General features: G+C 46.7%; 9 protein-coding genes. 1 reads left to right on the top strand and 8 read right to left on the bottom strand.

What is annotated here, in order from left to right:
- Nucleotides 1–31 precede the first annotated feature (31 nt).
- The 3 genes from JNUCC31_RS29290 to JNUCC31_RS29280 all read right to left on the bottom strand — a co-directional run bounded on the left by JNUCC31_RS29290 (nt 32) and on the right by JNUCC31_RS29280 (nt 4,682).
- Nucleotides 32–1,999, bottom strand: a complete 1,968-nt coding sequence (locus JNUCC31_RS29290; RefSeq protein WP_192266834.1) for a sucrose-specific PTS transporter subunit IIBC — start codon at nt 1,997–1,999, stop codon at nt 32–34.
- A gap of 26 nt (nt 2,000–2,025) precedes the next feature.
- Nucleotides 2,026–3,501 carry a glycoside hydrolase family 32 protein gene (locus tag JNUCC31_RS29285; RefSeq protein ID WP_192266833.1) on the bottom strand — a complete coding sequence of 492 codons (1,476 nt, stop codon included), beginning with the start codon at nt 3,499–3,501 and terminating at the stop codon, nt 2,026–2,028.
- Nucleotides 3,502–3,698: 197 nt separating this feature from the next.
- A complete protein-coding gene (locus JNUCC31_RS29280) occupies nt 3,699–4,682 on the bottom strand; it encodes a LacI family DNA-binding transcriptional regulator (protein WP_192266832.1) in 984 nt (327 codons plus the stop codon).
- 594 nt (nt 4,683–5,276) lie between these two features.
- On the opposite strand from JNUCC31_RS29280, the gene JNUCC31_RS29275 reads away from it, so the two are divergent.
- The gene (locus JNUCC31_RS29275) at nt 5,277–6,359 is read left to right on the top strand and encodes a bifunctional 3-deoxy-7-phosphoheptulonate synthase/chorismate mutase (protein ID WP_228469300.1); all 1,083 of its coding nucleotides are present in this window, start codon (nt 5,277–5,279) and stop codon (nt 6,357–6,359) included.
- 123 nt (nt 6,360–6,482) lie between these two features.
- Here the strand turns inward: JNUCC31_RS29275 and JNUCC31_RS29270 are convergent, their stop codons facing one another.
- From JNUCC31_RS29270 to JNUCC31_RS29250, 5 genes are all read right to left on the bottom strand, one after another.
- Entirely contained in the window at nt 6,483–8,156 is a 1,674-nt protein-coding gene (locus JNUCC31_RS29270; protein ID WP_192266831.1) for a ribonuclease J, read from the bottom strand.
- 174 nt (nt 8,157–8,330) lie between these two features.
- Nucleotides 8,331–9,602, bottom strand: coding sequence for an L-rhamnose isomerase (gene rhaA, locus JNUCC31_RS29265; protein ID WP_192266830.1), 1,272 nt, complete (start codon nt 9,600–9,602; stop codon nt 8,331–8,333).
- An 18-nt stretch (nt 9,603–9,620) separates the two neighbouring features.
- Complete coding sequence (locus JNUCC31_RS29260; RefSeq protein WP_192266829.1) at nt 9,621–11,690, bottom strand: bifunctional aldolase/short-chain dehydrogenase; 2,070 nt, start codon at nt 11,688–11,690, stop codon at nt 9,621–9,623.
- A 191-nt stretch (nt 11,691–11,881) separates the two neighbouring features.
- The gene (locus JNUCC31_RS29255) at nt 11,882–12,814 is read right to left on the bottom strand and encodes a glycoside hydrolase family 5 protein (RefSeq protein WP_416234466.1); all 933 of its coding nucleotides are present in this window, start codon (nt 12,812–12,814) and stop codon (nt 11,882–11,884) included.
- A gap of 373 nt (nt 12,815–13,187) precedes the next feature.
- Nucleotides 13,188–15,512, bottom strand: coding sequence for a beta-galactosidase (locus JNUCC31_RS29250; protein WP_192266827.1), 2,325 nt, complete (start codon nt 15,510–15,512; stop codon nt 13,188–13,190).
- Between the last annotated feature and the right edge of the window lie 12 nt (nt 15,513–15,524).

Below are 15,524 nucleotides of genomic sequence, written 5' to 3'. Positions count from 1 at the left end.
TACTACAATAAATACAAAATCAAAAGTTAACTTATTGTGATTCTGTGAATTTCACCGCCAATATGGCTCCCCCATTAGCTTGAACAGGGCCTGTCAAAGTTGCTGTCACCTGTTCAATCCTATCGTTCCCATTCGGGACGAGCACAGGTGTAATTAATGGCAGTCCTGCAGCCTGGATCGCTTCCATGTCAAATTCAATCAACAATTGCCCTGCGGTTACGGTATCTCCGCTATTCACATATGCGGTGAAACCCTCACCCTTCAGTCCAACAGTATTAATTCCAATATGCACAAGCATCTGAACACCTGTTTCATGTTCCAAAATGACCGCATGTTTGCTCTTGTTCATTACATGAGCGATAACGCCATCAAAAGGTGCATACACTCTGCCCTCTGAAGGCTCAATGGCGATCCCCTCTCCCATATGTTTCTCCGAGAATGCTGGATCAGGAACATGTTCCAAAGCAACAGCTGTGCCTGTGATCGGTGATGCAATCTCCAACACATCTACCTTGGTACGACGATTAACGACCTTACTGGCAGATGAGTTTAATTTCTGCGATTGATCTTCCGACTTGCTCTCAACTCCTCCACTGCTCGCTACTTCCTCTGCAACGGGCTGATCCTTATATCCAAAGAACCAGGTAAGCGCAAATGCAATTCCCATCGCAACGACGTTGGACAGAATGTACAGTGGCAGTTGACTGTTCAGATACAGCAGGGTTCCCGGAATAACTGTCACCGCCATGCCTGTACCTTGCAAATGGAACAAGGATGCGATAAATCCACCCACAGCGCCTCCGACAAGTCCCATGATAAATGGTTTCATATACCGCAAGTTAACTCCGAAGATAGCAGGTTCGGTAATCCCCAAAAATGCAGAGAATGACGAAGGCAGTGCGAGTGCTTTCAACTTCGAATTTTTGGTCTTCAATCCCACAGCCAGACAAGCCGCTCCTTGTGCAGCCATGGCACAGGTAATGATGGCATTAAACGGATTAAAGCCCGTTTTCTCCAGCAGTTGAATCTCCAAAAAGTTAAAGATGTGATGTACACCGGTCACGACAATAATTTGATGGAAGAAACCAATAATAATACCCGCAATGCCAAATGGCAGTCCCAATACGGCTGTCGTTCCATGCAGCACCCACTCCTCCAGGGAATGGAATACCGGACCAATCGCGAAGAGACCGAGTGTAATCATGACCGTTAACGTAATAAAAGGGGTAAGTATTAAGTCGAGCGCCTCCGGTACACGTCTTCTCAGCACTTTCTCAAACTTTGCTCCAATCAGCCCCACGAAGAACGCAGGCAGCACGGAGCCCTGATATCCGACCACCGATATGAATCCGAACATATGCAGCGGCTGTGCTGATCCATCGGCCACAGCATACGCATTCGGCAGCGCCGGATTCACAAGCATGAGACCCAGAACGATGCCGAGAACCGGACTTCCGCCAAACACACGGAATGCAGACCAGGCTACGAGTGCAGGCAGAAATGCAAATGCCGTGTCCGTGAGGATCTGGGTAAACAGCAGGAAATTGAGCGAAATGTCTTCAGGTGTTGCACCAAACAGCGATAAAATTTCATTTTGAGTGAGCAACCCCCGCAATCCCATGAATAGTCCTGTTGCCACCAGCACAGGGATAATGGGTACAAAAACGTCACCGAACGTGCGAATGGCCCGCTGAAAAGCATTGCCTTCTTTTTTACCCTGACTCTTCACGTCTTCCTTGGATGATCCTTCGATTCCCAGCTTTTCAACCTCTTCGAAAATCCGGTTCACTGTTCCCGTACCGAATATGATCTGATACTGGCCCGAATTGAAAAAGGCCCCTTTGACTTTGTCGATGTTCTCGACCTGCTTCTGGTCGATCTTGTCCTTGTCATTCACCATGATGCGAAGACGTGTTGCACAGTGTGCAAATGATGCGATATTTTCTTTGCCCCCGATGGCACGAATAACGTCCAGGGCAATCTGCTGATTATCCGACATGGTTTTTCATTCCTCTCACGTAATATCTAATAATCCCACTTTGATGCCTGAAACTCTGCCTTGCCTCCATGTGCAAACAAGCGAATCTCCACACTTTCCTTGCTTGGAAAAATACGGCTTGTGAATACCTCTTCACCATCGTTGACAAAAATCTCAACGGAAGAGGAATCCATAAATACATGGAACTTTAGGACATCCGCATTCAGTACGCAGCGCCGTACATTCCCATTCTGATCCGCTAGCGCGGCTCCTGATCGGGAACGATCCAGAATCACTTTCTGAGCCAACCGATCATACTGCAACACGGTCTTCTCTTCTGCACCCGCCCGCAGTTCAATGCCTACGACCTCTGCGTCAACATCTCGGATTTCACATTTCAATTCATAAGCAACTCCTGCAAATTCCGCAAAAGATCGAGTCTCATTATGAAGCGTGGAAACCATATGCTTCCCTTCCTTACCCCCACGCAGCTTCACCATTTCGGAGACTGGCTGTTGAATTAACTTCCCCTCCCGAAGGGACAACTGCCGCGGAATGGTCAGACAGTGTGCCCATCCCCTCTCGTCTGTCGGATATTCCAGATCGGGGAGCCCCATCCACCCCACCAGAATTCGCCTTCCATCCGGCGACTGCATCGTCTGCGGGGCATAAAAGTCAAACCCGCGATCCAGCTCCTGAAACGGACCATGTTTGAAGTGCCTTGTCTGAAGATCAAGCGGTTCACCAATCAGATAGCCCGACTGAAAAATGTTGTTGTACCAATCTCCCTGACGTTCTATTCCTTGCGGCGAGAAGATCAACACGCCTTGACCTTGCAGCTCCATATAATCGGGGCACTCCCACATGTAGCCAAACTTGGGAAGCTGGGTCTGGATCTCTCCAAGAAACGTCCAGTTTCTGAGATCTGACGAGCGATATAACACCGTGCATCCTGTCTCATCTTCGCGCTGGGCTCCGATCACACCATAATACGTGTCGCCATGCTTCCATACCTTGGGGTCTCTGAAATGCTCCGTGTATCCAGCAGGTACTTCAGAGATCACAGGTTGATCCACTTTGGTTATTGAACCGCTTTCATCCATAATCGCCAGACACTGATACGGATGCCTGATCCAGCTACTATCTCTTGTATTCCCTGTGTACATCAGATACAGCTGACCTTCTTTTTCAATAGCACTGCCCGAATAAGCCCCATGTGAATCATAGGTGTCCCCCGGCTGAATACCGATTCCGACATCCTCCCAGTTCACCAGATCCGTTGATCGGGTATGATACCAGTACTTCATTCCATGCTCGGTTCCGAGTGGAAACCATTGATAGAACAGATGGTAATACCCTTGATAATATGAGAATCCGTTAGGATCGTTAAGCAGACCGGTTATCGGCTGGATATGGTAATGCTGTCTCCACGTACATGCAGAGATCAAAGCCTCAAGTTTGCCTATTTCTCCAGGCTCCGCCTGCTCGATTCGTCTGTAACGTTGCTTTCTAGTCATTTTCATAAAAAGAGTTCTCCATCCTTGCTTAATATAAATTAGACCAAGAAATGTTACACCTGGCCATTTATGAAAGGAACCGGTTCCATAACGCATAAAAAAATAATTCCATGTGGCTTGCTCGCCTGCACCGTGTTCCCATAACCGTCCAATAGGACATTTATTGTGGAACCGGTTCGATGGAATTATCATAAAGGATCCTTTTATAATTTGTCAACGCTTTCTCGCGGAATGATCTCCACATCAATAATCGTGCACAGCTCCACCGGATCGCCTTTTACCAGACGAATAATGTGATTCGCCGCCAGTTGACCAGCCTGAAAGTAGTGATATTTCACTGTTGTCAGCGCAGGATGAATCATCTCCGTGATCTCGTATCCGCCAAATCCGGCAACCGATAAATCCTGTGGAATTCGCACCTTGTTGGAAAAAGCAATCTTCATCACACCGAGTGCGATGTTATCCGTTGCACCAACAATAATAGTCGGTTTGCTTTCTTTCAGAATAGCTTCTGCGGTAATAATGGCCTCGGACATTTTGAAGCTTGTCTCATAGTATGTCACATCACATCTGCCACATTCGTCGATTGCACGCTTAAACCCCTGCTTACGATGGATTCCTACGGCCTGATCTTTCTCGGTAACGCCAATATAGACTATCTTTCGATGTCCTTTTTCCACAACGTACTTGCCCATTTCATACCCCGCCTGATCATCATTGTGTACCAGACTGTGCAGCTGTTCATGTTGTTGCCCCACCAATAGGACCGGAATTCCGATGTCTTCAACGGCTTTCAGATGTGCATCGGTCACTTCAGCGGCAAGCAGAATAATCCCGGATACCTTCTGTCTGGCAAAATCGTAAATGGCATCTATTTCACGTTGCATATCCTGACTTGTATTCGCAATCAGCATCTGATACTGATTATTTCTTAATTCTTCATCAATGCCAATCAATGTCTGCGAGGTTGCAAAGGAATCCAGACGGGGAACAACCGTTCCAATAATACTGGTTTTTTTGGCTTTGAGACTCTGTGCAAACGTATTGGGAACATAATTATATTGTTTAATTATTCGCTCAATCTTCTGCCTGGTATCCTCACTAACAGAACCGCCATTCAGGAAACGAGAGACTGTGCTCTTTGCCACTCCCGCCATTTGAGCGATATCGGAAATCGTTTTATTCATAACTTCTCCTCTTGTTCGCATTCGCTTGAATTCATTTTATTATACTTCGAATGGCAAACCCTGGCGAATACTATTCCCATTCTGATCCGAATCAAACCTCGCGAGCTCCCATACGGATATTAAATGCGTCACAGTAAAGCGTTATTGAGTCTTGGCATTAATTCAGCTTCTTGCAAGCAGGGTCTTGAGATGCTAGTATAACTTCAATTCATAACGTGCATCATGAAGTACAGACAGAACATCATCATTTAGAACATCATCATTCAGAACATCATCATTCATACAGGCTATGACGGAAAGAGTACGCGAGTTTATCGTTCATTACAGGGACGTGGTGCCAAAGACTGAGAGCACCCGAAGGAACACACCGCGGAAGTTCACTCCCGAGCCGATTGCTGAAGGGCTGCTTCTCAAGGATACAGCTCCTAGGACAATCCGTTCCTTGCGTTAAAAGGTCAAAGTGAGAAACAAATCGGCTGTATTCATTCAGCACGACCGTTTCTAATTAGGGTGGTACCACGGCTTCTTCGTCCCTTGCGGATGAAGGGCCTTTTTGTGTTTTTTCATATATCTATATTGAAGGAGTGGTTCAGCATGGATCAAAACATGAACTTGGAACAGTTAAGAGGCCGTTTGAATGAGATTAATCATAGTCTTCTCCACTTGTTGTCGGAGCGGGCTCAAATTACACAGGAAATTGGACTGATCAAGGAAAAACAGGGTGTACCCAAGTATGATCCGGTTCGCGAAAAAGAAATGCTGGAGGAACTGACTGCCGCCAATCCGGGGCCTTTCCAGGACGATGCCATCAAGCTGCTGTTCAAGCAGATTTTCCAGGCTTCCCTGAACCTTCAGGTCGACGAGCACAAGAAACAACTGCTCGTTAGCCGCAAAAATCAGCAGGAAGATACGGTCGTGTCCATCGGAAACGTCAAGGTTGGCGCAGGCAAACCGATCATGATTGCTGGACCGTGCTCGGTTGAAAGTTACGAGCAAGTACGCGAGGTTGCAGCAGCGCTAAAAGCAGCCGGCATTACCGTGATGCGGGGAGGGGCATTCAAACCTCGTACTTCTCCATATGACTTCCAGGGACTCGGCATTGAAGGATTGAAAATTCTGAAAAAAGTTGCCGACGAGTTCGGTCTGAAAACGATCAGTGAAATCGTTCATCCGGGACATATTGAGCTTGCTGCGGAATACATTGATGTGATCCAGATCGGTGCCCGTAACATGCAAAACTTTGAACTGCTCAAAGCTGCGGGAGATGTGAACATCCCTATTCTGCTGAAACGCGGTTTGTCGGCAACCATTGATGAATTCGTTCATGCTGCAGAATACGTCGTCTCCCGGGGGAACAAACAGGTCATGCTGATTGAACGCGGGATTCGCACTTATGAAAAAGCAACACGGAACACACTCGACATCTCTGCTGTACCGATTCTGAAACAGGAAACCCATCTGCCTGTCCTTGTGGATGTAACCCACTCTACCGGACGCAAAGACATTCTCGCTCCTTGTGCCAAGGCAGCTCTTGCAGCGGGTGCGGATGGTGTAATGGTTGAGGTTCATCCTAATCCGGCGGTGGCCCTTTCAGACAGTGCGCAGCAATTGAACATTGAGCAGTTCAACCAGTTCCTCTCCACCGTGAGACAATCCGGGTTGCTGAACGATCTATAAGGTAACCACAAAAAAAGCAAAAGCCTGATTGAAATGTATGGTCATACAAGCGTTGTATGATCCGACATTTTCTCAGGCTTTTGACTATTTCAATCACCATACATCGGCTTCTGCTCCGCTCTCTCAAACTTCAATAATAATGGGCAGAATCATCGGTCTGCGTTTCGTCTGAGCGTAGATGTAGTGACCGATCTCGTCTTTCAGCTTTCTTTTAATCACATTCCACTGGTTCGCTCCGCTTCCGGTTAACTCTTCCATCTTGCTTTGAACCAGCTCATGAATCTCTCTCATAAATTCCTCGGAGTCCTTCACAAATACAAAACCTCTGGATATGATTTCGGGTGAGGCAACCATATGCTTCTCTGTTTTGCTCAACGTAGTTACAATCACCAGCATGCCATCCGAGGACAGTTGCCTGCGATCACGCAGTACAATATTTCCGACATCGCCCATGATTAGTCCATCGACGAGACTATTGCCTGAAGCTATCTTGGGACCAGGAGAAGCAACACCGTCTTTGTACTGAATCATGTCCCCATTGTTGACGATGAATACATGATCACGTTCCATCCCCACGGACTCTGCCAGCAGTCTATGCTGATACAACATGCGAAACTCGCCGTGAACAGGAATCAGATAATCAGGCTTCATCAGGGTCAGCATCAATTTGAGCTCTTCCTGGCTGCCGTGTCCGGATACATGCATGCCTGCTGCGCCAGTTGAACCGTACATGACACGTGCACCGAGCACATACAGATTATCAATGACATGCGCGAGATTACGTTCATTACCCGGGATTGCTCCTGCGGCAATAATGACTGTATCTCCAGGTGCGATTTTCACATGAGGATGCTTGGACGCGGCCAAACGGGATAATGCAGCCATCGTTTCACCTTGGCTTCCCGTACAGAGCACAACGACCTCTTCAGGTGGAAACTGATTCGAATCCATCGCCTCGATCAAAAGCCCCTCAGGTACATTAAGGTATCCCAGTTCACTGGCTACAGACACCACATTGATCATACTTCTGCCCAGCAGTGCCAACTTGCGTCCCGTTTCGAATGCTGCATTTACAATCTGCTGCACCCTGCTTACGTTGGACGCAAAGGTTGAAATAAATACTTTTTGTTTGGCACGAATAAAGGCATCCAATATGTGGTCACCGACGATTCGTTCGGAAGGGGTAAACCCGGGTCTCTCCGCGTTGGTACTTTCGGACAGCAGTACGTGAACACCCTGTTTGCCAATCTCGGCCATACGATGCAGATCAGGATACGGCCCGTTGACCGGAGACATATCGAACTTGAAGTCCCCGGTATGGACCACATTGCCGCCCGGCGTCTGAAAGAAAATACCGAGACAATCCGGTATGCTGTGACTGGTTGCAAAAAAAGAAACCTGAACATCACCCAGCGTAATGCTGGATTTGGCATCAATCGTATGCAGATCTGCTGTTCGCAGCAGCCCATGCTCCTTCAGTTTAAGCTCAATCAATCCTCGCGTCAGCCTGGACGCATACACTGGGATATTGATTTGCTTTAACAAATAGGGAATGCCGCCGATGTGATCTTCATGTCCATGCGTAACCACAAGTGCTCTGACCTTTTCCTGATTCTCCAGCAGATACGTCACATCGGGAATGATGAGATCAATCCCCGGCAGAGTTTCATCCGGAAACTTTGAACCACAGTCGATGACAATGATGTCCTCATTGTACTGGATGAGATACATGTTCTTTCCTATTTCATTCAAGCCGCCAAGTGCCGCAATATACAATTTGTTGTTGGCGAGATTCAATTTGGATTGACCCTCCTCTACGTTTTAAGAATAGCAAGCATCCTTACAATCCTTTTATGTATTTTTAGTATGGAACTTCTGACCGCAGTTATGCATTACGAAGCTTTTCCATACAAAAAACCACAGCGGAACAATTTGCTCCACTGTGGCCAATCATGCATATTATGATTCTTGTTATACAAATGACTTATCGCGCTGAAATAAAACTTCCTGCTCGTAGGTTTTGATCTCGGCAATCCACTGTTCACGTACAGGTACTTGCTGCTGGGCACAATAGTAATCCCAGATCGCTCCAAATGGATAGGACTTGAACTCTTCTGTCAATGCGAGGCGAAGCGTATAATCCCCTGCCAGCTCAGCGGATTTCAGAGCATCTACAGGTTCCAACATGGCACGCAGCAGTGCTTTAATCGTGTTGCGCGTACCAACCACCCATGCAGCAACCCGGTTGATGCTCGCATCAAAGAAATCGAGTCCAATATGTGTCGTTGGAAGCAGATCATGACGTACCAGTTCGCGGGCAATTTCCAGCAGCTCATCATCCATAATGACAACATGGTCACTGTCCCAACGCATTGGACGGCTTACATGCAGCAGAATGCCACTTGTGAACAGAGCCAGTGAAGACAGTTTGTTGGATATGACTTCCGTTGGATGAAAATGTCCTGCATCCAGGCATACTAAAGTACCATTTTGCAGTCCATAACCCATGTAGAATTCATGCGAGCCCACAACATACGCTTCGGAACCAAGGCCAAACAGTTTGCTCTCTACTGCATCCAGATGATGCTTTGGATCAAGCTTCTCGGCAAATACCTCATCCAGAGAATCCTTGAGCCGTTTCCGCGGTGTCATGCGATCCACCGGATTATCCTTGAAACCGTCCGGGACCCATACATTGGTTACACAGGTTTGACCCAGCTGCTCTCCAAAGTAAGCGCCAATGCGGCGGGAAGCTTTGCAATGATCGATCCAGAATTTGCGAATCTCCGGATCAGGATGACTTAACGTGAATCCGTCACTTGATTTTTCATGAGAAAAACAGGTTGGATTAAAGTCCAGGCCAAGCCCTTGCTCTTTTGCCCATGTCACCCAGTTCTCATAATGCTTCGGCTCAATTCGGTCCAGCTCGACTTGTTCGTCTGTGTCCGCATAAATTGCATGCAAGTTAACCTTGTGCTTCCCCGGAATTAGGGAAAATGCCTGTTCCAAGTCTGCCCGAAGCTCTGCAGGCGTCGTTGCAGCCCCGGGATATTGACCTGTAACGGAAATCCCACCCGTGAGTTCTCCATCTTTATTCAGAAAGCCTCTCACATCATCCCCCTGCCAACAATGAACAGATACTTTGATTTCCGCGAGCTTCTTCAACACTTCATCCGTATCAATTCCATGCTGGGCATATAATGTTTTGGCTGCTTCATATGCTTGCTTGACTTGATTTTCCATGTGCGAGAACCCTCCTTATTATCGTGTAAATGCTGCCGGCACACCGCCGTCAATCGTCATCATGCAGCCGGTCGTTTTTTCCGATTTGGAAGAGGCAAAGAATGCGATGCCTTCCGCAATGTCTCTTGGATAAATATTGACGAGCAAAGTCGTACGTTTGCGATAGTACTCTTCCAGTTGATCCGGTTCGATGCCATATGCCGCTGCACGCTCATTTCTCCATGAACCGTTCCAGATCGCTGAACCTTGCAGGATGGCATCCGGGAGAATGGTATTTACACGAATACCATATTCCCCGCCTTCTGCCGCGATACAGCGTGCCAGATGAGCTTCGAGCGCTTTGGCCGAGCTGTAAGCGGAGGCGCTTTTACCCGCATAAACCGAGTTTTTGGACCCGATAAAAACCATACTGCCGCCAATCCCCTGCTGTTTCATCAATTTGAAGGCTTCGCGTGCCACGAGGAAATATCCCGTACCCAGCACATTCATGTTCAGATTCCATTCCTTCAAGGATGTTTCGTCAAAAGGACTTGAAGTTGCAAGGCCCGCATTGTTCACGATGATATCCACTCCGCCATATTGGACGGCAACTTCAGCATACGCAGATTGCACGGCTTCCTCATCGGTTACATCCATCTTCAATGCATATGCGCGATTGGCACCATATTGATCGTTAATTTCCTGTGCTACCTTCTGAGCACCTTCAAGGTTGAGGTCCGCGAGAACGACGTGAGCACCTTCAGATACCAGTCGACGTGCCGTTTCACTTCCAATTCCACCGGCACCCCCGGTAATAAACGCCACTTTGCGGGAAAACTCGGTCTCTGCCGGAGCCAGCGATAATTTGTAAAGCTCAAGCGGCCAGTATTCCACATTGTAAGACTCATTCGCACTGAGAGATACGAATTGGCCCAGACTTGTCGCACCGCGCATTACGGCAATGGCTCTATGATACAATGCCCCGCTTACCTGGGACAGTGCCCAGCTCTTGCCTGTATTGATCATGCCCACACCAGGAATGAGAATGACACGAGGTGCAGCTTCGAACATGACGTCACCTTCGTTTTTGTTGCTTTCAAAATATTGTTGATACTGCTCTTTATAGGCGGCTACACCTTCCACCAGTTTGGCTTTCAGTCCTTCGATATCTTCCGCATCCGGTGTCCAATCGATGAACAGAGGTACCACTTTGGTATGAACCAAATGATCCGGGCACGCCGCGCCGACCTGGGACAGTTCTGGTGAATCCGCTCCACCCACAAAAGCAAGCACATCCTCCTGATCGTCAAAGGACAGAATCATTTTTTTGCTATCCGATACCGCTCCCCGAATGGTCGGCATCACCTTGGATACGATCTGACGGCGAACTTCTGCCTCAAGCGCAGGATGTTTCTCTCCGCCAAACAAGCTTCCTTCGTCAACACGCGCTTCAATGAATGCTTCCGCTTCATTAATCATTTTGATCGTCTGTGCGTAACATTCTTCCGATGTTTCTCCCCAAGTCACAAGTCCGTGCTTCTCCATCAGAACCAGTTCGGCATTAGGGTTCGAGAATACGCTTTCAGCAATCATCTTGGATAGTGTGAATCCTGGACGTACATAAGGAACCCATACAAATCGGTCTCCGTAAATCTCTTTCGCCAGTTCTTTTCCGTTATCTGCACAACACAGACTGATAATGGCATCCGGATGGGTATGGTCCACATGTTTATATGGAAGGAATGCATGCAGCAATGTCTCAATGGAAGCACGTGGATGCTTGGAATCGATCATACAATGCCCCAGATATTCGACCATCTCTTCATCCGACATCGACTCACGCTCAATCAATGGACGAATATCTTCAAGTCCAAGCCCTGTAAAGTGCTTCGCTTGCATGGAAGCTAGGTCAGAACCGCTGCCTTTCACGTACATCACTTCTATATCACGGCCACGAAAATCTTTTACTGTCGTTTTGGTAGACGTATTGCCTCCGAAAATATTACATACACTGCGGTCTGCGCCAATCAGATTGGATCGGTAGACCAATTGTTCCAGCCCAGTTGTTTTCTCCGAAGCCTGTGATGAATTCCATAAACTCTGTACCATTTGTTCCCCTCCGATAATGTTTGTTTTATTCCTAATCCGAGTTTATCATCTTTGTTTTGTTTTGAAAATAGAATATTTTAAATATAAACGGAAAAATTCAAAAGGTAGTTTTATGAATAATCCTCTTTTCAAAAAAAGACACCCCAACAATTTCGTCAGGGTGCTCCTTACTCACAATTTAATAGAGATCATTAATAGATCCCTGCTCTTACTGAAGTATTTTTAATTCCATATGTGTCATAAACTACCGTGTTGCCAAAGCTCGTTAAACTTCCGTTTGGACCGGTAGCCAAATCCAGATAATTCAAATCAGAGTTGTTACCATACCAGGACCATGCGAGCCAGCCAACTCCCTTTTCCTGACCATATTTCATGATTGCATATTCATCGACATCCCCATTGGTGTGGTATCCACCGAACTCACCGATGATTAGAGCCAAACCTTTGTTCAGCACGTTTTCCATGTTGGCTTTGACCGTAGCGGCATCTTTACCCGCATATTCATACATGTGAATGGAGAAAACCGTATTTTTCTGTGTATCTGCTGCAAATACACTTTGTCCATAATCCACAATGGATTGCGGATATTGGCCCCAACCGGCTGCATCAACAATCAATGTATTTTTAATGCCGGCATTTCTCAGTTTCGGAATTGCTTTTTTGTACCCATCAGCCCAGGCACTGCCGTTCCATGTTCCGTACCATTCATTGGCAATATTTACGATAACGCGGTCTTCCTTGCCAATCAGAGCTTCCTTGATACTAATCCAGTAGTTCACTGCTGCATCCAACGAATTATAATCATCTTTGCCTGTTGCATCATGTACTTCAAGCACTGCAATCATTTTGTTCTGACTCACCACGTTGATGATGTTTTTAACAGCGTTCAAATCGTCTTGGGTATATTGCGTCCCATTGGAGAGAACAATGCGTACCGTATTGGCACCTGTTTTTGCAATGGCTGGTATTGCTGTGTTCAGATCGTTTTTGAACCAGGAATGACCGTGGTTGACGCCTCGCATGACAAAAGCTCTACCCGTAGAATCATACAGTTTGTTACCGCTTACATAAAATCCTGTGGCAGCAGACGCCTTGGGCGCAGCACTTCCCAACATCATAAACATGAGTGCAGCAATAACGGTGATGATAGTACCCTTTTGCAACTTGACCATTCGTTAGAACCTCCCACATTTTTTAATAGATTTCAATTAACCCTGCTCAAGGAAATAAGCAAGTTAACTAAAATTGAAACGAATAACGCAAGAATCGAAGTAAGTTAACAAAATAAATATGAAACAAATAAGTTTTTTGTACACTTTAAATTACTTTATCGTTAAGGTTATGAATTCATAATAAAATGAAAACGCTTACCAGTCAAGTTCTTATTGCCATGATAAGGAAGTTATTTCTGAAATCAAGAAAGACCCCTTCTCCCAGAATAAGTCAAGAGAAGGAGCTGTATTAGAGCCTGTTGTTTTTACTTGTCTGCACTACTCATCACATCATAATTCCTACTCGATAATGCGGTACCAACTTGATCTTATTAAACGTTCCAATCTCCACACCTTCAAATCTTTCAACATAAGCCTGATTAACATAGCGCTCTATCGTTCCTTTCCGAAGAGGCGTGATAGACAGACGCAGTGCATGATCATACAAGAGGTGACGTGACGCTTTCAAACCGATCTTCCAGCTATGTCCATACTGAATGTGATCCGTCAGTAATTGATGATGAATATGTGCCTCTGCTACGTCGCCTTCATAATCAATCTCAACGAAGACATCTTCCACTTGCTCAGGCCATTGTGCTTCAATATCAAGTATAGCAGCATGTTCTTTGGGATAACTAATCTCTACTGCGGGTGCGTACGCCGGAACTTGGAGTGTGTATATGCCAAAGATCCCCTGCTTCGAATGTGAAATAACCGTATATTCAGAATTCGATACGTTCATCGTATCCGGTACCGGAAAGAGAGATAGTTCCATCTCTGGTTGACCGGAAGACGTGCATATCAGTTGATCATTTTTCATATACAGATGACTGCTGCTAATGATGAGTCTTTCTTCCCCTCCTAGATTAAATCGATAGGAATTTAACGCCTCCTGACGGGTCAACGTTATGATTCGGATGACCGTCCCTTCCGACGTTATGACTCGCAAATCATGTTCTTTTCCTGCCATGGGTTGTATAACATATTCATTATCCACCTCAAAGACTGTACCTGCTTCCATGATCAGATCAGCAACAGATCGTTTGGCTATGACATACTCCGGGGTTATTCCTTCATGAGCATAAAAGACGGCCGTTAGCTCCTGATTCGCTTTGAATCGGGTCAAGGGCTGTACAGTGGCACTAATAATCTCCAATCTATCCAGTTTCAGATGAAAAGGTAAAATCGCAGCGCTGCCGGACCTCAACTGCATCGTTCCGTGTTTCGGAAAAGCAGCCATTCCTTTTGCTGTCGTCAGTTCCAGGCGGACTTCCCGATCCGGCATGTTCACATGATCCTGATAATTGTTAATGAACAAAAACCCTGAACCCGACTGTTGACGAACAGACCAGCGCATATCAAATGTATTTTCCGGCTTGAGGGAATGCTGCATCTCCGGGACAACGCTGCCCATGGGTGCGAGTATCTCTCCGTAGGCTTCCAGGAACATGGACAGCGTACGAATGCGATCATACGACTCACCTATACGTCCAAACTCTCCAAGTGGAGCCTGATAGTCATATGTAATTTTGGGCAATGCCTGCTCATTAAGATAAGACTTCTTGCCAATCGGGTTGGAGCCTCCGTGATACATGTAATAGCCCACCATGTTGCTGCCATTCGCCAGCTTTACGATGGTCATTGCTTCTACGCTGTCTGCGTCCACAACAGGACGAGCGTGATAACTGACCTGCATGCCTCCAGCAAGTTCACAATAGGCAGCGGGATACGCCTGACTGTCATAGTCAATTGCTTCAACAGGGTTCCTATGCAGGTCACGAAATAAATACTCGCTGCTTGGAGGCTGATTGGGGATCCATGGGGTGTAGGCGTACCCAGCCAGCATGGGCAGGGTGCCTTCTTCGGGAACGGCTGCCCCCCCCCAGGCAGTGACCGTGAAAAACATCGGTCGTATACCCGCCCCCTCGGCGATCCGGCGAAGTTCTGTCAGATGTTTCTGCCCATCCCTTCCAGAAGTAATGTATTTTCCGTTCTTGTATCCCCACACATCCAGTGGTGCTCCCGCATGCATATACTCATTTTCCAGCTGAACCGCTATGATTGGTCCGCCTTCCTGAAAATAGCAACCCTTGAGTTGACGTGCAATTTCCCCATACAGCCTTTTTGCATAAAAAAGATACCCTTCATCGTTGGATCTTACTTCAAATGGATAGCTGAATAACCAATCCGGCATGCCGCCATTGCGGACTTCTCCATGACAGAAAGGTCCAATTCGTACAATCAGTGGCATTTGATGTTTGCCACACAAGTCCACAAAATGCCGCAAATTCAGGTTTCCCGACCAATCGAAATGCCCCTCCTCTTCCTCATGAAAATTCCAAAAAATATAGGAAGCCACGATGCTCACACCGCCTGCCTTCATCTTCAGCAATTCTTCCTCCCATTGCAGATAGGCAAATCTGGAGAAGTGAAATTCCCCAACAACCGGTATATGGGGTTTGCCGTTGTGTGTCATATAATAGTTAGTGAAATCGTAGGATTCTCCTTGCGGGTTTCTGCCACCATTTCCGGTCATGCGTCCCGCACGAATTTCTTTGTCTTCCACATCCAACGTGAATTGAATATGGCTGGCTGCTATATTTTTATTCATGAATATATCTCC

Source organism: Paenibacillus sp. JNUCC-31 (assembly GCF_014844075.1).
Lineage (GTDB): Bacteria > Bacillota > Bacilli > Paenibacillales > Paenibacillaceae > Paenibacillus.
The sequence above is the reverse complement of the archived record's forward strand: the minus strand, read 5'-3'. Positions and strand labels throughout refer to the sequence as shown.

Bases quoted from the DNA above. Each gene is read 5' to 3' on its own strand.
- JNUCC31_RS29285 (WP_192266833.1), bottom strand. From the start codon at position 3,501: ATGAAAATGACTAGAAAGCAACGTTACAGACGAATCGAGCAGGCGGAG.
- JNUCC31_RS29280 (WP_192266832.1), bottom strand. From the start codon at position 4,682: ATGAATAAAACGATTTCCGATATCGCTCAAATGGCGGGAGTGGCAAAG.
- JNUCC31_RS29275 (WP_228469300.1), top strand. From the start codon at position 5,277: ATGGATCAAAACATGAACTTGGAACAGTTAAGAGGCCGTTTGAATGAG.
- JNUCC31_RS29290 (WP_192266834.1), bottom strand. From the start codon at position 1,999: ATGTCGGATAATCAGCAGATTGCCCTGGACGTTATTCGTGCCATCGGG.
- JNUCC31_RS29250 (WP_192266827.1), bottom strand. From the start codon at position 15,512: ATGAATAAAAATATAGCAGCCAGCCATATTCAATTCACGTTGGATGTG.
- rhaA (WP_192266830.1), bottom strand. From the start codon at position 9,602: ATGGAAAATCAAGTCAAGCAAGCATATGAAGCAGCCAAAACATTATAT.
- JNUCC31_RS29255 (WP_416234466.1), bottom strand. From the start codon at position 12,814: ATGTTTATGATGTTGGGAAGTGCTGCGCCCAAGGCGTCTGCTGCCACA.
- JNUCC31_RS29260 (WP_192266829.1), bottom strand. From the start codon at position 11,690: ATGGTACAGAGTTTATGGAATTCATCACAGGCTTCGGAGAAAACAACT.